Raw genomic sequence first — 22,066 nt, 5'->3', positions numbered from 1 at the left:
GAGTGTTTTAATTGGAAAAACGTATCGTTTGTTTAGCGGGTGATGGTGTTGGTCCGGAAATTATGGAAAGCGCGAAGGAAGTATTGAATATGGTAGAGAGGCTATATGGACATCACTTTCATTTACAAGATGAGTACTTTGGCGGAGCGGCTATCGATTTAAATGGGCAACCATTACCACAGCGAACACTTGCCGCTTGTTTAGCGAGTGATGCGGTTTTACTTGGAGCGGTTGGTGGACCGCGGTGGGATGATGCGAAAGAAAGGCCAGAGAAAGGATTATTAGCTTTAAGAAAAGGACTTGGTGTATTTGCGAACGTTCGTCCTGTAACAGTAGAAAGCGCAACTGCACATTTATCGCCATTAAAAAACGCAGATGAAATTGACTTCGTTGTCGTTCGTGAACTAACAGGCGGTATTTATTTCTCTTATCCGAAAGAAAGAACGGAAGAATCGGCAACTGATACACTTACGTACCATCGTCATGAAATTGAACGTATCGTGTCGTATGCTTTTCAATTAGCGAGTAAGAGAGAGAAAAAAGTAACCTCTATTGATAAAGCGAATGTTTTAGAATCTAGTAAATTGTGGAGAGCTGTTACGGAAGAAGTAGCTCTTCGTTATCCTAATGTTGAATTAGAGCACATTTTAGTAGATGCAGCTGCTATGGAGTTAATTCGAAACCCAAGGAGATTTGACGTTATCGTAACAGAAAATTTATTTGGTGATATTTTGAGCGACGAGGCTTCTGTATTAGCAGGGTCATTAGGAATGCTTCCATCAGCGAGCCATGCGGAAAACGGGCCGTCTTTATATGAGCCTATTCACGGATCAGCGCCAGATATTGCAGGTAAAAATAAAGCGAATCCAATTGCGATGATGCGTTCAGTAGCGATGATGCTTGGGCAATCATTTGGATTAACGAGAGAAGGGTATGCGATTGAAGAGGCAATTTCTGCAGTTCTTCAATCTGGGAAATGTACAGCTGATATTGGGGGGAATGAGACGACAACTTCATTTACGAGGGCAGTTATTCAAGAAATGGAAGAGCAGGCACTAGTAGGGAGAGGAAGATAATGGGGAAAAGGTTACTAGATAAGCTTTGGGAAAGACATGTAGTTGTAACGAATGAAAATGGATTGGATTTATTATATATCGATCTTCATCTCGTTCATGAAGTAACGTCACCGCAAGCCTTTGAAGGCTTGCGGCTTGCAAATCGAACTGTTCGGAGACCGGAATTAACGTTTGCAACGATGGATCATAATATTCCAACGAAAGATGTTTGGAATATTACCGATCGCATTGCGAAGCAGCAATTGGATACACTTCGTGACAATTGTAAACAATTTAAGGTGCGATTAGCCGATATTGGTGATGAAGAGCAAGGAATCGTTCACGTTATAGGACCAGAACTTGGGCTCACACAACCAGGGAAAACGATTGTATGCGGTGATAGCCATACAGCAACCCACGGCGCTTTCGGTGCTTTAGCGTTTGGTATTGGTACGAGTGAAGTAGAACATGTATTAGCAACTCAAACGTTGTGGCAACGAAAACCGAAAGCGATGGGGATTGAATTAAAAGGAAAGTTACCGAAAGGCGTTTATGCAAAGGATATTATTTTGCATCTTCTCTCAAAGTACGGTGTAGCGGTTGGAACGGGTCATGTAATGGAATTCTACGGAGAGACGATTCGTGATATGGGTATGGAAGAGAGAATGACACTTTGCAATATGGCAATTGAAGGGGGAGCGAAAGCTGGCATCATTGCACCAGATGAGAAAACATTTTCTTATGTAAAAGGGCGTGAATATGCACCGAAAGACTATGAAACGTTTACGGGAAAATGGTCGGAGCTTTATACAGATTCAGATGCAATTTATGATTTACATATTTCGGTAGATGTTACGGATTTAGCACCGTATGTCACTTGGGGAACAAATCCTAGTATGGGTGTTCCTATTGATGAAAAATTACCAGAGAAGCATAACGAAAATGATGAAAGAGCATTTTCATATATGGGATTGAGCCCTGGGCAAAGTACGTTTGAAATTCCTGTTAAGCATGTCTTCATTGGTTCTTGTACAAATTCACGTTTATCTGACTTAGAAATTGCTGCATCTGTTGTAAAAGGGAAAAAGGTAAAAGAAGGTGTGCGAGCACTCGTTGTACCAGGATCAAAAAGTGTGAGAGAGCGGGCGATGCAAAAAGGCTTACATCGCATATTTGAAGAAGCGGGATTTGAATGGAGAGAGCCTGGATGTTCAATGTGTCTTGGGATGAATCCAGATCAAGTACCTGAAGGAGAACATTGTGCTTCTACTTCAAATCGTAATTTTGAAGGAAGGCAAGGGAAAGGAGCACGAACACATTTAGTAAGTCCAGCTATGGCTGCAGCAGCTGCGTTATATGGTCATTTTGTTGATATTAGAAAGGAGAGTTACGATGGAACCATTTCATATTCATAAAGGTACTGCCGCAGTACTTATGAATGATAACATTGATACAGATCAAATTATTCCGAAGCAATATTTGAAGAGAATTGAAAGGACGGGATTTGGGAAATATTTATTTGATGAGTGGCGTTACGATAATGAGCGCCATGAAAATCCTAATTTCTCCCTGAATGCACAAGAACGAAAAGGAGCAAGTATATTAATTACAGGTGATAATTTTGGATGTGGTTCTTCAAGAGAACATGCTCCGTGGGCGCTTGCGGATTATGGTTTCCGCGTTATTATCGCCGGAGGATTTGCAGATATTTTTTATATGAATTGTATGAAGAATGGTATGTTACCGATTGTAATGGATAAAGAGATGCGTGAACAACTTGCCAAAACGAATGCGAGAGATCAAATGGAAGTTGATTTAGAGAATGAAGTAATTATTACGAATACGCACAGGTTTCATTTTACAATCGAGAAAATGTGGAAAGAAAAATTATTGAATGGTCTAGATGAAATCAGCATTACAATGCAATATGAACAAGAAATTGAAGAGTATGAAAGAAAAGTAACTTCACATTAACTAAAAGTAGAATATTCGAAATGTATTTACATTCAGAATTAACTGTTATATACTATGTAAAAAATCAGAGGAGAAAGGGAGTAAGTATTATGAATATCGTGCAATCTATTAAAATGCTTACACAACTACATCATCATACATGAAACCCTTGAACCTAACGTGAAAACGTGTAGGCACAAGGGTTATTCCCGTTGTACCTACACTCTACTAAAGAGCCTTGTAGGTATTTTGTCTACAAGGCTCTTTTTATTTTCGGTTTGGGTGGATGGAATGGGCATAAATTAAAGAGGGAAGGGTGTGTGAATTCAGATGACAAAGTGGAAACGGGCAAATCCGAATGGAACGAGAGATTACTTATTCGAAGAATGTACGTTAATTGAAGAAGTGGAACAAAAATTAAGACGGACCTTTTTAGAGAGAGGTTATGAAGAAATAAGGACACCTACAATTGAATTTTATGATGTTTTTGCATTTCAAAACAGGCCGATAGATGAAGAAAAGATGTATAAACTTTTCGATGAAAAAGGACGGATTATCGTTTTACGCCCAGATATGACAATTCCTTTAGCAAGAGTAATTGGAACACAGAGAGGGGATATTCCTCTTAAAGTAACTTATAGCGGGAATGTATTTCGGGCGAATGAGTCCCTTACTGGGAAATATAATGAAATAGTGCAAAGTGGTATTGAAATTATCGGGATTGAAAATGTAAGGGCCGAAATTGAATGTGTGATAAGCGTAATTCAAGCACTTCAAAAATTAAAGGTGCAATCTTTCACAATTGAGATTGGGCAAGTGCAGTTATATAAATGTATTGTAAAAAAACTCTCCATTCATGATGAAGAAGAGAAGTTACTTAGAACATATATTGAGAGTAAAAATTATGCCGGTCTCTTAAATTTTATCGAAGAAAAAAAATTAGATCGGTGTGATGAAACAGTAAGGTTACTTGAGAAACTACCAAGGTTATTCGGGAGTTTAGATGTTGTTGAGGAAGCAGAAAAACTCGCCTCAAGTAATGAAATGAAAATGGCCATTGCGAGAGTGAAAGAAATATATGAAACAATTGAACAGTTAGGATATGGCTCTTACATATCAATTGATTTAGGTATGGTTCAACATTTGGATTATTATACGGGTGTTATTTTCAAAGGGTATATATATGAAATTGGAGAAGAGATTGTTAGTGGCGGAAGATATGATGAGTTAATTGGAAATTTTGGAGAGATGATGCCAGCGGTTGGGCTCGCGGTGCAAGTAAATCAAATAGTTAAGGCACTTCAAGAGCAGCAAGAACCATATAAACGAAAGAGAATAGAGATTATGATTCATTATGAGTTAAATAGATTAGCAGAAGCGGAAAGGTTACGAAATTTACTTCAAAAGGACGGGAAGAATGCCCAGTTATCTTTATTCTCTAATTTAAATGATACTTTTCAATTTGCAAACAAGAATAAAATAATGACAGTCGTTGAGGCGAAGAGTGAGTCACTAGTGGAATATGTATGGAGAGAGAAATGGATCATCCAGAAAGAAGGGGAGGCTTCATGCGTAACATTCAAATTGCGTTAACGAAAGGAAGATTAGAAAAGCATGTTATTCCACTGTTTGAAAAAATTGGAATTGATTGTTCAGAGCTCAAAGATAAAGGAAGAAAACTTGTGTTTAAAAGTAAAAACACAAACATTTCATTTATTTTAGTGAAAGCGGTAGATGTTGCTACTTATGTAGAACATGGCGTAGCTGATATTGGAGTCGTTGGAAAAGATATATTAATGGAATTTGAGAAAGATATATATGAGATGGTCGATTTAGGAGTGGGCGTGTGTAAATTTTGTGTCGCTTCTATTCCTACGTATAATCCGAAGAGTTATCGAAAAAAACGAATTGCTACGAAATATCCGCACATTACTTCTACATATTTTCATGATAAAGGGGAGGATGTAGAAATTATTAAAATAGAAGGATCTGTAGAGATTGCTCCACTTCTAGGTTTGGCAGATGCAATTGTTGATATTGTTGAAACAGGAAAAACATTACAAGAAAACGGGTTAATTGTATTTGAGGAAATGTGCTCTATATCAGCTCGAATGATTGTGAATAAGGCTGCATTGAAAACTAAAAAAGACGAAATATTCTGTATTATAAATATGATGGAACAAGAAATTTTGTCAGGAAAATAGGGGGACTTTAAATGGAGATAGTTTTTGAAGATTTCCAAGAGGCTTTATCGAAAATAAAATCGCTACGAGAAAGCGCTAATATAATAGAAGAAACTGTTCAAAGAAGTGTAAGTGAAATTGTTCAAAACGTAAGGGAAAGTAAAGATGAGGCTTTATCGTTCTATACAAAAAAGTTTGATGGTGTAGAGACAAAAGATTTTCGTGTAAGTGAGGAAGAAATAAAACAAGCAAGTAAGTTTGTAGAGCAAGCTTTTTTAGAAGCGTTAAAAGAGGCGAAAAAAAATATTATCTCGTATCACGAAAAGCAAAAAAGACAATCTATGTTTGATTGCATGAGTGAAGGGGTAATTAGAGGGCAGCTTATTCGTCCGTTAGAAAATGTAGGTGTATATGTGCCGGGCGGGACTGCTTCGTATCCTTCATCAGTATTAATGAATGTATTGCCAGCAAAACTCGCAGGAGTGAAAAAAATTGTAATGGTAACACCGCCGAAGCAAGGAGGAATTGATCCGCATATTTTAGCTGCTGCAAGTCTTGCAGGTGTAGATGAAATATATATGGCCGGTGGTGCTCAAGTAATTGCTGCTCTAGCATATGGAACGGAATCGATTCCTAAAGTAGATAAAATAGTTGGACCAGGGAATTTATATGTCGCGCTAGCGAAGCGAGAAGTATATGGGATAGTCAATATCGATATGATTGCTGGACCATCAGAAATTGTAGTTATCGCAGATGAAACAGGAAATGCCGAATATATTGCTGCTGATTTATTATCACAGGCAGAACATGACGAGAGGGCAACAGCTATTTGTATTACAACAAATATAAAGCTTGCTAAAGAAGTAGAAAGAGAAATAGAAAGGCAACTAGAGACGTTGCCTAGAAGTGAAATCGCTCGTGAATCCATAAAAAGAAATGGAGCAATTTTTATTGTCCCTTCTTTAGAAGAGGCGTTTCATTTATCGAATGAAATCGCTCCAGAACATTTAGAGTTACACATAAAAGAGCCAATGAATGCTCTATCTTATGTAAAGCATGCTGGATCAATTTTTCTTGGTCCATATGCACCTGAGCCGCTTGGAGATTATTTGGCGGGGCCGAATCACGTATTACCGACAAGTGGAACGGCAAGGTTTTTCTCTCCGTTATCCGTCGATGATTTCGTAAAAAAATCAAGCTTCGTTTCGTATACGGAAGAAGCGTTAAGAAGTGTACAGCATCATATTGTAGAACTTGCAAATAAAGAAGGTTTACATGCACACGCAAGAGCAATCCAAATTAGGTTTAAGGAGGAAGAATAATGCGCGAGTCTAGTCAAGTACGTGAGACGACGGAAACAAAAATTAAATTAAGTTTGCAACTTGATGAAAGTACGAATGTTTCTGTGCAAACAGGAGTTGGATTTTTTGATCATATGCTAACTTTATTTGCTAGACACGGAAGATTTGGTTTGCAAATTGAAGCTGAAGGTGATGTATTCGTTGATGCTCATCATACGGTTGAAGATGTTGGAATTGTACTCGGAACTTGCTTGAAAGAATCATTGCAAAATAAAGAAGGGATTAACCGTTACGGCTCAGCGTATGTACCGATGGATGAATCTTTAGGATTTGTCGCGATTGATATAAGCGGGCGCTCATATATTGTATTTCGAGGTGAATTAACAAATCCGAAGCTAGGGGATTTTGACACAGAATTAACGGAAGAATTTTTTAGAGCAGTTGCTCATGCTGCAAATATTACGTTACATGCTCGCGTTTTATACGGAAGCAATACACATCACAAAATTGAAGCTTTATTTAAAGCGTTCGGTCGAGCGCTTAGAGAGGCAGTCGATAAAAATGCCAATATTAATGGTGTAAATTCAACGAAAGGGATGTTGTAATTGATTGCAATTATAGATTATGGAATGGGAAATATTCGTAGTGTGGAACAAGCATTAAAATATATTGGAACAGAGTACATCATAACGGATGATAAAAAAGAAATATTGAGAAGTGATGGAGTTATTTTACCAGGAGTAGGCACATTTCCGAAAGCGATGGGCGTTTTAGAAGAAAAAGATTTAGTATGTGTGCTAAAAGAAGTTGGGAGCTTAGGAAAACCGCTTCTGGGTATTTGCTTAGGAATGCAGCTTTTATTTGAAAAAAGTGAGGAACTACAAAATTGTAACGGATTAAATTTATTGCCAGGTGTTATTCGAAAGTTAAAAGTTCCTTATAAAATTCCACATATGGGGTGGAATGAATTAAAAAAAGAAGGAGAAATATCGCTTTGGAATGGAGTAGAGGACGGTTCTTTCGTATATTATGTCCACTCTTATTATGCAGATTGTCCGAATGAAATTGTGTATGGGGCAAGTGAATATGGAGTGAAAGTACCTGGTTTTGTAGCAAAAGGAAATATATTTGGCGCACAGTTTCATCCTGAAAAAAGTGGGGAAATTGGGATGCGAATGTTAAAAAATTTCAAAGGGGTGGTAGAAGCATGGAAATCTTCCCAGCTATCGATTTAAAAGAAGGACGATGCGTCAGGCTTTATCAAGGAGAGTTTAGTAAAGAAACGGTGATGAATGAAGATCCAGTCGCACAAGCAATCATATTTGAAAAACTTGGAGCGAAAATACTACACGTTGTTGATTTAGATGGAGCAATTGTTGGGGAGTCAGTAAATTTACCTGTCATTGAAAAAATATGCAAGGCGGTACGTATTCCGGTGCAAATTGGAGGAGGAGTTCGGTCACTCGCGGCAGTGGAGAAGTTGTTGTCAGTAGGTGTAGAAAAAGTGATATTAGGAACGGCTGCTCTTTACGATAAATCATTTTTAGAAGAAGCGGTTCGTCTATATAAGGAGCAAATCATAGTTGGAATTGATGCGAAAAATGGTTTCGTAGCAACGAGGGGCTGGTTAGATGTGTCTGAAATTTCGTACATCGATTTAGCGAAGCAAATGGAAAGTGTAGGTGTTCAAACGATTGTGTTTACGGACATTTCAAAAGATGGGACACTTGCAGGACCAAATTTTGAGCAATTAGAGTTACTGCAAAAAAGCGTGGGTATTCGTGTGATTGCATCTGGAGGTGTCGCATCTATTCAAGATGTGAAAAGATTAAATGATATGAACATATATGGCGTCATTATTGGGAAGGCACTTTACGAGAAAACGATTGATTTAGAAAAAGTGTTACAGGTAACAAAACTATGTTAGCAAAACGAATTATTCCATGTCTAGATGTGAAAGAAGGGCGGGTAGTAAAGGGTGTGAATTTTATAGGGTTACAAGACGTCGGTAATCCTGTTGAAATAGCCGCATTATATAATGATGCGGGAGCAGATGAAATCGTATTTTTAGACATCACTGCGACGCATGAAGGGCGAAAAACGATTATAGATGTTGTAGAACAAACAGCCTCAAAGGTGTTTATTCCTCTTACAGTTGGCGGGGGGATTTCAAGTGTTAAAGATATGTACAATTTACTAAGAGCTGGAGCAGATAAAGTTTCAATAAACTCAGCGGCAGTGAGAAATCCGAAGTTAATCCAGGAAGGTGCGGAACATTTTGGCTCACAATGTATTGTCGTAGCAATTGATGCTAGAAAAGTAGAGGAAGATAAATGGAATGTATACGTGAACGGCGGAAGAGTCGATACAGGGATGGATGCAATCGAATGGGCGAGACGCGTTGCCCAGCTCGGGGCAGGAGAAATTTTGTTGACGAGTATGGATGCAGATGGAACGAAAAACGGATATGATCTTCGTTTAACAGGAGCAATTTCAAACAGCGTTTCTGTTCCAGTAATCGCATCAGGTGGATGTGGTCATGTGGATCACATTATAGAAGTATTTCAAAAGACAACAGTTGATGCAGCATTAGCGGCATCAATCTTTCATTATGGTGAAGCGACTGTACAAGATGTAAAGAGAAAATTAAGAGAAGCAAACGTTGAGGTGCGGTTATGAAACCTAATTTTGCAAAAGGATTGATACCAGCTGTTGTTATCGAGGAAGATACGAAAGAAGTTTTAATGTTAGCTTATATGAATGAAGAAGCGTATGACAAGACGCTGGAAACGAAAAGAACATGGTTTTATTCCCGTTCGAGACAATCGTTATGGAATAAAGGAGGTACATCGGGAAATGTCCAATATGTGCAATCACTTTATTTAGACTGTGATCAAGATGCAATCGTTGTTGTCGTAAAGCAAGTAGGGCCTGCTTGCCATACGGGAGAAAAAACGTGTTTTCACTACAAAATTATATAGGGGGATACATATGGAAGATATCCTTAAGTTATTATTTGAAACAATTGAAGAACGAAAGAAAAATCCACTCTCTGAATCATATACGAATTATTTATTTTCAAAAGGTGAAGATAAAATTTTAAAGAAAATTGGTGAGGAGTGCACCGAAGTAATTATTGCGTCTAAAAATAATGATAAAGAAGAAATAGTAAAAGAAATGGTTGATGTGTTCTATCACTGTTTTGTTCTATTAGCCGAAAAAAATATTCCATTAGAAGATGTCATGCAAGAAGTGAAAGAAAGAAATGGAAAGCTTTCGCGAGTAGGGGACAGAAGAGAAATAGATACATTATAAGGGGGAATATGGATGAAAGTGGACTATCACATTCATTTAGAAGAAGGACCATATTCAATAGGGTGGCTAGCTAAAATAAATGATGCGCTACAATATTTTGAACCGCTTAAAGAAGAAAAACATTCTATGGAATGGCTTATGAAAACACAAGAACGCCTGCAAAGACGTGTGAAGGAAGGTCCATTTACAGCGAAATGGATTGATTTATATTTAGAAGAAGCTGTGCGAAAAGGTATAAAAGAAGTTGGTATTGTCGATCATTTATATCGTTTTCATGAAGCGAAAGGATATTATGAAAAGTATGTAGATATTAGTGATTCTAGGCTTGGTCGCCTGCAAAAAGAATGGTTAGATCAAGTAAGAGTAACGTCTATTTATGATTTTACAAAGGCGATTGAAGAGGCAAAAGAGCGATGGAGTAAACGAGGGATAACGCTCAAACTTGGAATTGAAGCGGATTATTTTATCGGGGGTGAACAAGAGTTAAAAGGTTTACTAGCATTAGGAGACTTTGATTATGTAATCGGTTCGGTCCATTTTATAGATGGATGGGGATTTGATAATCCAGATACGAAAGAGTATTTTGGTACGCATGAGTTACATACTTTATATCACACGTTTTTCGCTACAGTTGAAAGTGCTGTTCGTTCCGAGCTTTTTGATATTATAGCTCACCTCGATAACATAAAAGTATTTAATTACCGGTTAGATGAGAATGAACAGCTTTCTTATTATAAGGAAATTGCTCGTGCGTTAGTGGAAACAAATACAGCAACAGAAATAAATGCGGGATTGTACTATCGATATCCTGTGCGCGAAATGTGCCCAAGTCCGCTTTATTTACAAGTATTAGCTAAGCATGGAGTTCCGATTACTCTATCCTCAGATGCCCATTATCCGAATGATTTAGGAAAGTATGTGGAAGAGAATATAAAGACATTACGCAATCATGATATTTCTCACATAGCTACATTTACGAAACGAGTAAGAACGATGAGATTGCTTGAAGAAGAAGTAATAATTTCAAAATGAAACACGATTTTTTGATGAAAATCACCCTTTTTGTTCAAAATAAGAAAGAATGAAAAGGAGGATGAAAAATGGTGAAACAACAAAATAAACAAAACGTACAAGCGGCAGATCAAGCCTATACTTCTGAAACAAATAATACTGCTAACTCAGTTATTGAGGAACAAATTAGCGATACAGTTGCAGAAGGAACAATCGATGCGAAGCTTGGGAAAGAATCGCAAGAAAAAGCGTAAAAAGAGGGGAGAGTTGCATCTCCTCTTTTTTTATGGAAAAGTGTCGATTTTCAAAACTATAATCAAATTCCTTGGTTTTTATATGTAGATTTCTTACAATGAAATATAAGAGATATCATATTTTGTATAGAAGAGGTGTTAGTAGTGGCGAAAATATTAGTAGCAGGGAAAATTCCAGAAATCGGATTAGAATTATTGAAAAATCATGATGTAGAAATGTACAATAAAGAAGAATTAATTAGTGTAGAAGAGTTAGCAGAACGTGTAAAAGATAAAGATGCACTTTTAAGCTTACTTTCTACGAAGGTATCGAAAGAGGTTATTGACGCAGCACCAAACTTGAAAATTATCGCAAATTATGGTGCTGGTTACGATAATATTGATTACACATATGCTGGAGAAAAGGGTATTGCTGTTACAAATACGCCGAAAGTATCAACTGAAGCGACAGCAGAATTAACGTTTGCACTTCTTTTAGCAGCGGCACGTAGAATTCCTGAAGGTGATACGTTATGTCGTACAACTGGATTTAACGGATGGGCACCGTTATTCTTCTTGGGCCGCGAAGTACACGGTAAGACAATCGGAATTATTGGCCTTGGAGAAATCGGGAAGGCAGTTGCAAAGCGTGCGAGAGCATTTGGAATGAATGTTTTATATACAGGACCAAATCGAAAGCCTGAAGCTGAAAGTGAACTGGAAGCGACATACGTAACGTTGGAAGAATTATTACAAACAGCGGACTTTATTACAATTAACTGTGCTTATAATCCGAAATTACATCATATGATTGATGAAGAACAGTTTAAAATGATGAAGAAAACAGCATATATTATAAATGCTTCACGTGGACCAATTATGAATGAATCAGCACTTGCTCATGCACTAAAAACGAATGAAATTGAAGGTGCAGCTCTTGACGTATTTGAATTTGAACCGAAAATTACAGAAGAGCTAAAAGGATTAAAGAATGTAGTACTTGCTCCTCACGTAGGAAATGCAACATTCGAAACACGTGATGCAATGGCTGAAATGGCAGTAAGAAATATTTTAGCTGTATTAAATGGTGAAGAACCTGTAACACCTGTAAATCAAAAAGTATTAGTTACAAAATAAAAAAGAAACCTTCCGAAATACGGAAGGTTTTTTTATTTTTCTTTATTCGCTTTTTTAGAAGGTCTTTGTCTAATAAATTGAGATAACATATACAAAATGTATAGTGGAATGGCAATGAATAAGAAAACAGAAATGTTGCCAAAACTTGTTTGGTACATTGTGATAATAATTCCAACTAAAAATAGTGTAATAATTATGCTATATCGTGGAATTGGTACATCTTTTAAACTTGGGATACGAACACGGCTCACCATTAAAAATGCGAACGTTACGAATACGGTAATGAGAACAATTTTTGGAATGGTATGTGAAAATAATGTTAAGAAAGCAACAAGCCCTCCTGCTGCAGTAATCGGAACTCCAGTGAAATATTTCATAGAAGTAGATGATGGCGTTACATTAAATCGTGCTAAGCGATATGCTCCGAACAGTGGGAATAATCCCGCTATGTATAGTCCAATGATGCCATAGTTGGAGAAAGATGTGTAATACATTAAAACAGCAGGTGCTGCGCCAAATGTTACAACATCCGCGAGTGAATCAAGCTCTTTGCCCATTTGTGAATCAACGCGTAATAAACGAGCGACACGACCATCAAGACTATCTAACATCATCCCGATCAGTACTAAAATAGCAGCTGATTTATAATATCCTAAAGATGCATAGCCGATTGACAAAAATCCGCTATATAAATTCCCGAGCGTAAATAAGTTTGGAATAGCTGCTCTATACAAAATCTGATCCCTTGCTTTCTGTTATAAATTCTTAATTAGTGTATGAAAGTTTACTTATTTTATCATACCATAAATTTCTTTCTCATACGAAAAAAATTCCCAATTTGTGAAAGATTGTATAGAAGAGAAATTTGAAAAAAAAGTAAAAAAAGGAAGCAACTTTTGTAAAGTTGCTTCCTACACTATTCAAATTTCGTTGTCATCGTTCCGGTTTTATATCGATTGTTAGGATCAAATCGTAATAAATCTCCATAAATGAGTTTGTCGGATAATTTTAATTCTGTTTTTGCTTTTTCAATATAAGGCTGACATAGTGTTAAATCAGCTTCTTCACCTGTGCTTCTTTTATAGCACATATTTTTTGTATAAACATAATCTTCCGAAACAAAACTGCCGTCTCGCATTACCATAAGAGGGTCTTTTTCTTTCGTAAATAAGTCTGTTCCAAATTCTACGGATTGATTTGTTTTAATACCAAGTAAATGAAGTAACGTTGGTTTAATATCAATTTGACCAGATACTTTAGAGATGACTTTTCCTTCTTGGCCAGGCACATGAATAATGAGAGGGACGCGTTGTAATTGCATAGAATCAAATGGTGTAATAGCATCTTTCCCAAGGAACTGAGCCATAGCTGCATTATGGTTTTCAGAAATGCCGTAATGATCACCATAAATGACAATAACGGAATTATCATATAGTCCTTCGTCTTTCAATTGTTTAATAAATAATTTAAGAGCTTCATCCGTGTAACGAACGGTTGGGAAGTAGCGATTTAAAACACCACTTTCGGAATTAAATTCATCAACATATTGATCTTCTGGATTTAGAAGAAATGGAAAATGGTTTGTTAACGTAATAAATTTTGTATAGAACGGTTGTGGTAAAGATTTTAACTTTGGAATAGATTGCTCAAAGAACTCTTTATCTTTTAATCCCCAACCGACAGACATTTGTTCCGTTCCTACGTAATCATTTAAATTAAAGTAACGATCATATCCAAGCGCAGGATACATTACGTCACGATTCCAAAACGTTTTATCGTTTGAATGGAAGACAGCAGAAGAATATCCGTATTTCTTTAATTGTTCTGGTGTGGCAGTGTATTCATTTGTTGCATGAGTAAAGAATACAGAACCACGGTCTAACGGATAAAGGGAATTTTCAACGATAAATTCAGCATCAGAAGTTTTACCTTGTCCCGTTTGATGATAGAAGTTATCGAAATAAAAACTATCTTTAATAAACTCATTTAAAAATGGAGTAATCTCTTTTCCATTTATTTTTTTATTAATAACAAAACTTTGTGTAGATTCCATTGAAATTAAAATTACATTTTTACCCTTTGCAGCTCCAAATAAGTTTTTATCAACTTGTTTATCTTTTGAGTCTGTATAGTTTTTAATTTCAGAGAACCCGTCTCCACTTGCAAATACACGCTCAGCTGAAGACTTAGATTGAAGTGTAATATCAAATAGATGATATGTGTATAACCCTAAATTTTTCACGACAGTTTGACGATCAAACGAGCGTGAGAACATTTGTGGTTTATATATAACTGAAACAACAATTTGTAGTGCTAATAATACTGTTACGCCGCTAAAGAAAGTTCGCTTCTCAGAGCGAGAAAGGGGTGTTTTATCACCAAATGATGGGAATTTACGCGAAATAAACATTAAAATAATTGCGTCTGCAAATAAAAGTAATGTTTTATACGTAAAGAGTTCTTTTATACTCGTCCCTAAGTCAGCCATATTATTTGTTTGGAATAAAACAGGGAAAGTAACAAAATCGTTATAGAACCCGTAAAACATTGCATTTCCAAATAAAATAAATGACAGTATAAAACTAATTACAATAATAATTCGGTTTCGGTACTTAGATGCAAGTAAAGCGAAACCAAAAAATAAAAGTAACGAAGCTAGTGGGTTAATAAAAAGCATAAACTCTTCAAAGAAGTTATCAATTCTAATATCAAATGCTAGCTTGTACACAATATATGTTTTTATCCATAATAAAACGACTGCAACTAGTGCAAATCGCAGTTTTGGAAACAGATTTTGTAGCATAATATACTCCTCTCCTAAAAGCATGACGGTTCTTGTGAGCCGGTTTGATTAGCGCCTCATTTTATATATACGAACAGTCCTTTGTTATTATGTTTATTATACTATGAGTATCATTATACGAAAATAAAAGAGAGTTGTGGGCTTTTTTATAATAATTGAGTAGAAAAAGGGCAGTGGGAGACAATAAAACGGAGTTTCTATGTATGATAATTATCGTGCGCAAAAAGAATCGAGTAATAAAACGGAGGTTATAATGCGAAAATTATTATATTTTATAGTATGCAGTAGTGTTATACTTTTTGCTTTACCGAGTGTGTCGGTAGCACAATATGATGCACCCCTTATGGAAGATGCCCTTTATTCTGTTTTATTTCCAAAAATAAATAAGGCAATTGAAAAACAATATGGGAGCTTGAAGCCTTATCAATGTCCTAAAATTATTAGTTTAAAAAAAGTGTATAGTGGTACATATTTATTTCAAGCGAGTATTGAAGTAACGAAGTATGAACAGGTTGGTGGGAAAATTGTTCCACCATTTGAGAAGGTAACGATTACATTTAATAACGAAGAGGGCGAATGGGAAGTGACAAAGGTTTCAGTAAAGCGCTTACCAAATGATACAAAATTAAACTGTAAAAAAACAATATAAAAAATTGTTTGACAAATAAAATGGTCCTTTGGTATTGTTAATAGCAACAATTAGATGTTTGAAAATTAAATAGACTTACCTCATCTACTCTCAAAGGTAGAGGCCGCGATAGGAAAGAGTAAGCTATGGGAGATTTAATGGAATCTGTGATCATAGGTTGAAAGGGACTATTGCCGAAATATAAGAATAACCATCTTATTCATATATTGGGACTGCATTGAATAAATGTAGTACTGTCATAAGATTTATTTTATGAAGAGCTATTTGGAGATGTTGATGCGGTTTCTTATTTTGAGGAGATAACAACTCGTTTATTTTTTCAATATATATTTTTCCTAATAAGAAACGCGTGTGAACATTGTTCCGCGCGTTTTTTGTCTATCTAAAAGCGTGCTGCAATGAATAGAAGATTGGGGTTATGAGTTTTAGAGGAAATAAGGGAGGAATTTAAATGTATTTACACGGCACAAGCCGAATCAATGGGCAAGGACACTTAGAAATTGGTGGGTGCGATACGACGCAGCTAGCAAAACAATACGGAACACCACTTTATGTATACGATGAAGAGTCTATTCGAGGAAAGTGCCGCGCGTTTCATCGTGCTTTTAAAGAAAGTGGTTTCTCTTATCAAGTAGCATATGCAAGCAAGGCGTTCTTGTGCATGGAGATGTGCCGAGTAGCTCGTGAAGAGAATATGTCTTTAGATGTTGTTTCTGGAGGAGAATTATATACTGCGCTCCAAGCTGGTTTTCCGGCATCGCGTATTCATTTTCACGGAAATAATAAAACAGAAGAAGAAATGATTATGGCTCTTCAGGCGAATATCGGTTGTTTTGTAGTAGATAATTTCTTAGAATTAGAAATCTTACATGATTTAGCAATGCAACATGGGAAATTTGTGAACATATTAATCCGTGTAACGCCTGGAGTAGAGGCACATACACACGAATATATAACAACAGGTCAAGAGGATTCGAAATTTGGATTTGGTGTTTCAAATGGTCAAGCGATGCAAGCAATTGAGCTTGCCTTGCAAAAATCAAATTATAATGTGCTAGGAATTCACTCGCACATCGGATCACAAATATTTGAAACGGCTGGATTTGTTCGAGCAATTGAAGTACTCCGCCAATTTTTAGAAGAAGTGAGAGAGCGAACACATTATGTGATGAAAGTATTAAATGTGGGCGGAGGTTTCGGTATACGTTATACGGATTCAGATACACCGTTAACACTTGAAACGTATGTGCACGCTGTAACAAGTACGATAAGAGAGCAGTTTACATTATGTGAATATCCGCTTCCAGAAATATGGATTGAACCGGGTCGTAGTATCGTAGGTGATGCTGGAACAACACTTTATACAGTCGGAGCGGTGAAAGAGATTCCTGGCATTCGGAAATATGTTTCAGTCGATGGTGGAATGACAGATAATTTAAGACCAGCTCTATACGGAGCCCGTTATGAGGCGATGTTGGCGAATCGAGGGAATGATAAGAATGAGGAACTCGTTTCGATTGCTGGGAAATGCTGTGAAAGTGGAGATATGCTGATTTGGGATATTAACTTACCGCAAGTTGCTTCTTCTGATTTACTAGCAATTTCTTGTACGGGGGCATATGGGTACTCGATGGCGAATAATTATAATCGTATTCGTAGACCAGCTGTCGTCTTTGCAAAAGGCGGGACGTCACAAATTGTCGTAGAACGTGAAACATATGAAAATATCATTGGGAACGATCGCATACGTATTAAAGAGCTGGTGTGAATGAGAAAGAAGGAGTTGTCTAGTAAAGGCAACTCCTTTTAAAAAAAGAAAAATAATTAAATATATCGGAAAACTAGGATTGAAAAAAATCAGAATTGTGATAAAATACAAATACAAAGCTTATCAAGAGAAGCTGAGGGAACTGGCCCTACGAAGCTCGGCAACCTGCTTATAGAAAGCAAGGTGCTAAATCCAGCAAAATGGAATCCATTTTGAAAGATAAGGTAAAATATATTACCGAACAGTCTTTTCGAAATGGGAAAGATTTTTTTATGAATAAAAAGGGGGGGCTGTTTGCGTGAGCGTACGGGAGCATTTTGATGAAGTATCTGAGAAAATTCAAGCGATGCTTGCTGATATGAAATATGGTTCCATTACAATTGTTGTGCAAGATGGAAAAGTGATTCAATTAGAAAAAAGTGAAAAGGTTCGTTTAAAGTAAAAAGCGCTGACTAGAAAAACTAGAGGCGGTTTTAATCTATTTTTAATAGGTTAAAGCCGTCTTTTTGCTTTTACAGGGGGAAAAAACATGTTGACGTACGAAACGTGGAAAGAAAATAGTGTTTCATTTTCTGAAGAAGATGAAACGAAAGGCGCGCTATCAGTATTAAGTTGGGCTTATAACGAATATAAAGATGAAATTGTATATGCATGTAGCTTTGGGGTGGAGGGAATGGTTTTATTGCATCTTATAAACCAAGTAAATCCATCTGCTAAAGTTGTATTTTTGGATACAAATGTTCATTTTCAAGAAACGTACGAATTAATTAAGAAGGTACGCGAGAGATTTCCTTCATTAAATATTATAGAAAAACAGCCAGAACTTACACTCGATGAACAAGCGAAGCTTCATGGAGAGAAGTTATGGGAAAGTAATCCGAATCTTTGCTGTAGTATTAGAAAAATTTTACCGTTAGAAAAATCATTAGCAGCGGAAAAAGCGTGGATATCAGGCTTAAGAAGGGAACAATCAGAAACGCGTAAGCATACACAGTTTATAAATCAAGATCGTCGTTTTCAATCTATTAAAGTTTGTCCGCTCATTCATTGGACTTGGAAAGAAGTTTGGCGATATGTATATAAACATAGTTTGCCGTATAACCCATTGCATGATGTTGGCTATCCGAGTATTGGGTGTGAGAAATGTACATTACCTGTAGGTGATGGTGGCAACTCAAGAGATGGAAGATGGGCTGGGAAAATGAAGACGGAATGTGGCCTTCACTTTCAATGAGATAGATTTTGAAATAAAGCTAAGAAGGGATATAAGAAGATGAGTACAACAAATGAATTAGTAAACCGCATTGATGAAACATATGAAATATCGAACATTGTAAAGGAAATCGAGATAGACAAAATTGCACTTAGTGATTTAGAACTTTTGGCGACAGGAGGATATAGCCCTCTTACAGGATTTTTAGGGAAGAGAGATTATGATTCAGTAGTAGAAACGCTTCGTTTAGCAAATGGTAGCGTATGGAGTATACCGATTACACTACCGGTAACAGAAGAAGTAGCCGAGAAACTGCAGGCTGGAGAGGAAGTAAAACTTGTCAACGCCGGAAATGTATATGGTGTTATTCAAATAGAAGATATTTTTGTGCCAGATAAAGAAAAAGAAGCGTTACTTGTATATAAAACGACGGATGAAGCACATCCAGGGGTGAAAAAATTATATGAACGACCAAACGTTTACGTTGGAGGAGCTATTATTCTTACAAAACGCTTTGGAAATAATCCGTTTCCTTCTTATCATTTAGATCCAATTGAAACGAGAGAAGAATTTAAAAAACGCGGTTGGAAAACAGTAGTTGGATTTCAAACGAGAAACCCAGTACATCGTGCCCATGAGTATATTCAAAAATCTGCCCTTGAAATTGTAGATGGTCTCTTTTTAAATCCGCTCGTTGGGGAAACGAAGTCAGATGATATTCCTGCTGATGTAAGGATGGAAAGCTATGAAGTATTACTTCAAAATTATTATCCGAAAGATCGTGTCTTTTTAGGTGTATTTCCTGCAGCAATGCGTTATGCAGGACCAAGGGAAGCGATATTTCATGCACTAGTAAGAAAGAACTTTGGTTGTACCCACTTTATTGTAGGGCGTGATCATGCTGGGGTAGGGGACTATTACGGAACATATGAAGCGCAGGAAATCTTTACGAATTTTACAGTAGAAGAGTTAGGGATTACGCCGTTATTTTTTGAACATAGTTTTTACTGCACGAAATGTGAAGCAATGGCTTCAACGAAAACATGTCCGCATGGAAAAGAAGACCGTGTTATCTTATCGGGTACGAAAGTACGAGAAATGTTAAGGAATGGTGAGATTCCGCCAAGTACATTTAGTCGTAAAGAAGTAGTGGAAGTGCTAATTAAAGGTTTGAAAAAAGAAGTAGTAACAGAATAGGGAGAGAATGAGATGGATACGAATATTACTTGGCATACAGCTTCTGTTTCAAAAGATGAGAGAAGAGTGAAGAATGGGCATCACAGTTTTGTAGTTTGGTTTACTGGTTTATCAGCTTCGGGTAAATCTACAGTAGCGAATGCGGTTGCTCGCAAACTGTTTGAAAAGAATATCGGAAATTATGTGCTAGATGGGGATAATATTCGCCAAGGTTTAAATAAAGATTTAGGTTTTTCTGAAAGTGATCGCATGGAAAATATAAGACGTATTGGTGAAGTAGCGAAGTTATTTGTAGATCAAGGAACTGTTGTCCTTACAGCGTTTATTTCACCATTTCGAGTAGACCGAAAACAAGTTAGGGAACTATTAGCTGCAGATGAGTTTATAGAAGTGTTTGTAAAATGTCCAATTGAAGAGTGTGAGAAACGTGATCCGAAAGGACTTTATAAAAAGGCGAGGAAAGGTGATATTAAAGAGTTTACAGGTATCGATTCACCGTATGAGGAACCAAAACAAGCAGAATTAATTGTAGAAACGCACAAGTATTCTATTGAAGAATGTGCAGAGCAAATTGTGAAGTACTTACAAGAGCGTAGTTTTATATAGGGGGATAAAAGATGAGTTATGAAAAAGTGTGGGCTAATAATGAAAAATTGAATCCGTCCGAGAAAAAGAAATTAGAAAAAGATGGATTAGAAATCTTTAATGATATTCCTTATTATGCGGAGAATGGATTTGAATCTATTCCGAAAGAAGAGTGGGACGCTTTTAAATGGGCGGGATTGTATTTGCAAAGACCAAAAGAAGCGGGCTATTTTATGATGCGTGTCAACATTCCTTCTGGAATTATTACAAATGCGCAGGCAGAGGTGCTGGCTTCCATTGCTGAAGATTATGGGCGTGATGTGTTAGATATTACGACAAGACAGGCGATTCAGTTTCATTGGTTAGAAATTGGGCAAATTCCGGATATTTTTAAGAGGTTAGCTAGAGTTGGTTTATCTTCAGCAGGGGCATGCGGTGATATTACGCGTAATATCACAGGAAATCCACTTGCTGGAATTGATGCGAATGAACTATTTGATACAACATCGATTGTTAAAGAAATATACGATTACTTCCAACATAATGAAGAGTTTTCTAATCTACCACGTAAATTCAAAATGTCTATTAGTTCTAACATTTATAATTCAGCAAATGCAGAGATTAACTGTGTGGCGTTTACACCTGCTACGAAAGAAATAAATGGTGAGGAAAAGGTTGGGTTTCATATAAAAATAGGCGGAGGATTATCAGCTCGTCCGTACTTAGCGGAAGAATTAGATGTATTCGTTTTACCAGAAGAAGTGAAGGCAGTGTCGATTGCAATTGCTACTATATTCCGTGATTTTGGATATCGTGAAAAACGCCACTTAGCACGTTTGAAATTTCTTGTCGCTGAATGGGGCGCTGAGAAATTTAAAGAGAAACTAGTAGAATACACAGGCCCATTGCAAAGTAAAGGGGAAAGTGCTCTCAAAGGCTGGAATGCAGGATACTTTTATGGCGTTCAAGATCAAAAACAAGCAGGATTAAAGTATGTCGGCTTTAATGTACCAGTAGGGCGTTTACACGCAGAGGAAATGTTTGAGATTGCAAGAATTGCAAAGAAATATGGAAGCGGGCAAATTCGAACTTGTAACTCTCAAAACTTCATTATTCCGAATGTTCCGCCAGGAAATGTTGCAGGATTATTAAGTGAACCGTTGTTTGAAGCAATTTCAGCAAATCCGAAATCGTTTATCGGTCATGCGGTTTCATGTACTGGCATTGAGTATTGCAATCTTGCGTTAGTAGAAACGAAAGAAAGATTACGCAAAATCGCAGAGTACTTAGATACACAAATTGCACTCGATGTTCCAGTTCGAATTCATATGGTAGGATGCCCGAACTCATGTGGTCAACGTCAAATTGCTGATATTGGTTTGCAAGGGATAAAACTGAAAACGAAGGAAAAGGGAATCGTTGAGGCGTTTGAAATATATGTGGGCGGAACACTATTAGACGGAGGAGCATATAACGAAAAGTTAAAAGGGAAAATAGATGGAGAAGATTTGCCGGATGTTCTCGTGTCCTTTTTAAGTTATTTCCAAAAGAATAAATTACTAGCCGAAACGTTTTATGATTTCGTAGGACGTGTTGGAGTGGAAGAATTACAAATTGTACTAAATCGTGTATTAGAAGAAGTAATAGCGTCTTAGGAGGGACA

24 protein-coding genes and 2 riboswitches are annotated in these 22,066 nt (G+C 36.8%); of the genes, 22 read left to right on the top strand and 2 right to left on the bottom strand.

Annotated elements, in window-relative coordinates:
- Positions 1-11 precede the first annotated feature (11 nt).
- The 15 genes from leuB to JFU20_RS07980 all read left to right on the top strand — a co-directional run bounded on the left by leuB (position 12) and on the right by JFU20_RS07980 (position 12,188).
- On the top strand, positions 12-1,076 hold the full coding sequence (gene leuB / locus JFU20_RS08050) for a 3-isopropylmalate dehydrogenase (protein ID WP_201038519.1): 1,065 nt from the start codon (positions 12-14) through the stop codon (positions 1,074-1,076).
- Positions 1,076-2,470, top strand: coding sequence for a 3-isopropylmalate dehydratase large subunit (leuC, locus tag JFU20_RS08045; protein WP_002011716.1), 1,395 nt, complete (start codon positions 1,076-1,078; stop codon positions 2,468-2,470). Before leuB ends, leuC begins: the two co-directional genes overlap by 1 nt.
- Positions 2,448-3,029 carry a 3-isopropylmalate dehydratase small subunit gene (gene leuD, locus JFU20_RS08040; RefSeq protein WP_002166097.1) on the top strand — a complete coding sequence of 194 codons (582 nt, stop codon included), beginning with the start codon at positions 2,448-2,450 and terminating at the stop codon, positions 3,027-3,029. The genes leuC and leuD overlap by 23 nt, the downstream gene beginning before the upstream one ends.
- A 309-nt stretch (positions 3,030-3,338) precedes the next feature.
- A complete protein-coding gene (locus JFU20_RS08035) occupies positions 3,339-4,601 on the top strand; it encodes an ATP phosphoribosyltransferase regulatory subunit (protein WP_002011714.1) in 1,263 nt (420 codons plus the stop codon).
- Positions 4,577-5,212, top strand: coding sequence for an ATP phosphoribosyltransferase (hisG, locus tag JFU20_RS08030; RefSeq protein ID WP_033708301.1), 636 nt, complete (start codon positions 4,577-4,579; stop codon positions 5,210-5,212). The genes JFU20_RS08035 and hisG overlap by 25 nt, the downstream gene beginning before the upstream one ends.
- Positions 5,213-5,223: 11 nt before the next feature.
- Positions 5,224-6,513: a histidinol dehydrogenase gene (gene hisD / locus JFU20_RS08025; protein ID WP_002011711.1), complete on the top strand. Its 1,290-nt coding sequence runs from the start codon at positions 5,224-5,226 to the stop codon at positions 6,511-6,513.
- Positions 6,513-7,097: an imidazoleglycerol-phosphate dehydratase HisB gene (hisB, locus tag JFU20_RS08020; protein WP_201038518.1), complete on the top strand. Its 585-nt coding sequence runs from the start codon at positions 6,513-6,515 to the stop codon at positions 7,095-7,097. Before hisD ends, hisB begins: the two co-directional genes overlap by 1 nt.
- Positions 7,098-7,727, top strand: a complete 630-nt coding sequence (gene hisH, locus JFU20_RS08015) for an imidazole glycerol phosphate synthase subunit HisH (protein WP_002011707.1) — start codon at positions 7,098-7,100, stop codon at positions 7,725-7,727.
- Entirely contained in the window at positions 7,700-8,419 is a 720-nt protein-coding gene (hisA, locus tag JFU20_RS08010; RefSeq protein WP_002086736.1) for a 1-(5-phosphoribosyl)-5-[(5-phosphoribosylamino)methylideneamino]imidazole-4-carboxamide isomerase, read from the top strand. Before hisH ends, hisA begins: the two co-directional genes overlap by 28 nt.
- Positions 8,413-9,171 (top strand): imidazole glycerol phosphate synthase subunit HisF, encoded by a 759-nt coding sequence (gene hisF / locus JFU20_RS08005; protein ID WP_002166095.1) that lies wholly within the window; start codon positions 8,413-8,415, stop codon positions 9,169-9,171. Before hisA ends, hisF begins: the two co-directional genes overlap by 7 nt.
- On the top strand, positions 9,168-9,473 hold the full coding sequence (gene hisI, locus JFU20_RS08000; protein WP_002086731.1) for a phosphoribosyl-AMP cyclohydrolase: 306 nt from the start codon (positions 9,168-9,170) through the stop codon (positions 9,471-9,473). The genes hisF and hisI overlap by 4 nt, the downstream gene beginning before the upstream one ends.
- A gap of 10 nt (positions 9,474-9,483) precedes the next feature.
- Positions 9,484-9,807 carry a phosphoribosyl-ATP diphosphatase gene (hisE, locus tag JFU20_RS07995; RefSeq protein WP_002011702.1) on the top strand — a complete coding sequence of 108 codons (324 nt, stop codon included), beginning with the start codon at positions 9,484-9,486 and terminating at the stop codon, positions 9,805-9,807.
- A 12-nt stretch (positions 9,808-9,819) separates the two neighbouring features.
- Positions 9,820-10,839, top strand: a complete 1,020-nt coding sequence (locus JFU20_RS07990) for a histidinol phosphate phosphatase domain-containing protein (protein WP_002011701.1) — start codon at positions 9,820-9,822, stop codon at positions 10,837-10,839.
- Positions 10,840-10,907: 68 nt separating this feature from the next.
- Positions 10,908-11,072 carry a YozQ family protein gene (locus tag JFU20_RS07985; RefSeq protein ID WP_002011700.1) on the top strand — a complete coding sequence of 55 codons (165 nt, stop codon included), beginning with the start codon at positions 10,908-10,910 and terminating at the stop codon, positions 11,070-11,072.
- A 135-nt stretch (positions 11,073-11,207) separates the two neighbouring features.
- Positions 11,208-12,188, top strand: a complete 981-nt coding sequence (locus JFU20_RS07980; RefSeq protein ID WP_002011699.1) for a 2-hydroxyacid dehydrogenase family protein — start codon at positions 11,208-11,210, stop codon at positions 12,186-12,188.
- Between the two features lie 32 nt (positions 12,189-12,220).
- Here JFU20_RS07980 and pssA read toward each other — a convergent pair whose 3' ends face one another.
- Entirely contained in the window at positions 12,221-12,922 is a 702-nt protein-coding gene (pssA, locus tag JFU20_RS07975) for a CDP-diacylglycerol--serine O-phosphatidyltransferase (protein WP_002011698.1), read from the bottom strand.
- Between the two features lie 182 nt (positions 12,923-13,104).
- A complete protein-coding gene (locus JFU20_RS07970; RefSeq protein WP_002086724.1) occupies positions 13,105-14,991 on the bottom strand; it encodes an LTA synthase family protein in 1,887 nt (628 codons plus the stop codon).
- A gap of 253 nt (positions 14,992-15,244) precedes the next feature.
- Between JFU20_RS07970 and JFU20_RS07965 the strand changes: the two genes are divergently transcribed.
- The 7 genes from JFU20_RS07965 (at position 15,245) to JFU20_RS07935 (ending at position 22,058) form a co-directional block, all read left to right on the top strand.
- Positions 15,245-15,640 carry a DUF3888 domain-containing protein gene (locus JFU20_RS07965; protein ID WP_185949916.1) on the top strand — a complete coding sequence of 132 codons (396 nt, stop codon included), beginning with the start codon at positions 15,245-15,247 and terminating at the stop codon, positions 15,638-15,640.
- Between the two features lie 89 nt (positions 15,641-15,729).
- A riboswitch (Lysine riboswitch) is annotated at positions 15,730-15,911 on the top strand.
- A gap of 180 nt (positions 15,912-16,091) precedes the next feature.
- Positions 16,092-17,408 carry a diaminopimelate decarboxylase gene (gene lysA, locus JFU20_RS07960; protein WP_002011695.1) on the top strand — a complete coding sequence of 439 codons (1,317 nt, stop codon included), beginning with the start codon at positions 16,092-16,094 and terminating at the stop codon, positions 17,406-17,408.
- Positions 17,409-17,525: 117 nt separating this feature from the next.
- Positions 17,526-17,634, top strand: a riboswitch (SAM riboswitch).
- Between the two features lie 72 nt (positions 17,635-17,706).
- The gene (locus tag JFU20_RS07955; RefSeq protein ID WP_000116159.1) at positions 17,707-17,850 is read left to right on the top strand and encodes a YezD family protein; all 144 of its coding nucleotides are present in this window, start codon (positions 17,707-17,709) and stop codon (positions 17,848-17,850) included.
- Between the two features lie 87 nt (positions 17,851-17,937).
- Entirely contained in the window at positions 17,938-18,642 is a 705-nt protein-coding gene (locus tag JFU20_RS07950) for a phosphoadenylyl-sulfate reductase (protein ID WP_002011694.1), read from the top strand.
- A 39-nt stretch (positions 18,643-18,681) separates the two neighbouring features.
- Complete coding sequence (gene sat, locus JFU20_RS07945; protein ID WP_002011693.1) at positions 18,682-19,818, top strand: sulfate adenylyltransferase; 1,137 nt, start codon at positions 18,682-18,684, stop codon at positions 19,816-19,818.
- Positions 19,819-19,830: 12 nt separating this feature from the next.
- Positions 19,831-20,424, top strand: coding sequence for an adenylyl-sulfate kinase (gene cysC / locus JFU20_RS07940; RefSeq protein WP_002011691.1), 594 nt, complete (start codon positions 19,831-19,833; stop codon positions 20,422-20,424).
- Positions 20,425-20,435: 11 nt separating this feature from the next.
- On the top strand, positions 20,436-22,058 hold the full coding sequence (locus JFU20_RS07935; protein WP_002011689.1) for a nitrite/sulfite reductase: 1,623 nt from the start codon (positions 20,436-20,438) through the stop codon (positions 22,056-22,058).
- Positions 22,059-22,066: the final 8 nt, after the last annotated feature.

The sequence above is a fragment of the Bacillus sp. TH30 genome, assembly GCF_016650875.1.
Classification (GTDB): Bacteria; Bacillota; Bacilli; order Bacillales; family Bacillaceae_G; genus Bacillus_A; species Bacillus_A mycoides.
The sequence above is the reverse complement of the archived record's forward strand: the minus strand, read 5'-3'. Positions and strand labels throughout refer to the sequence as shown.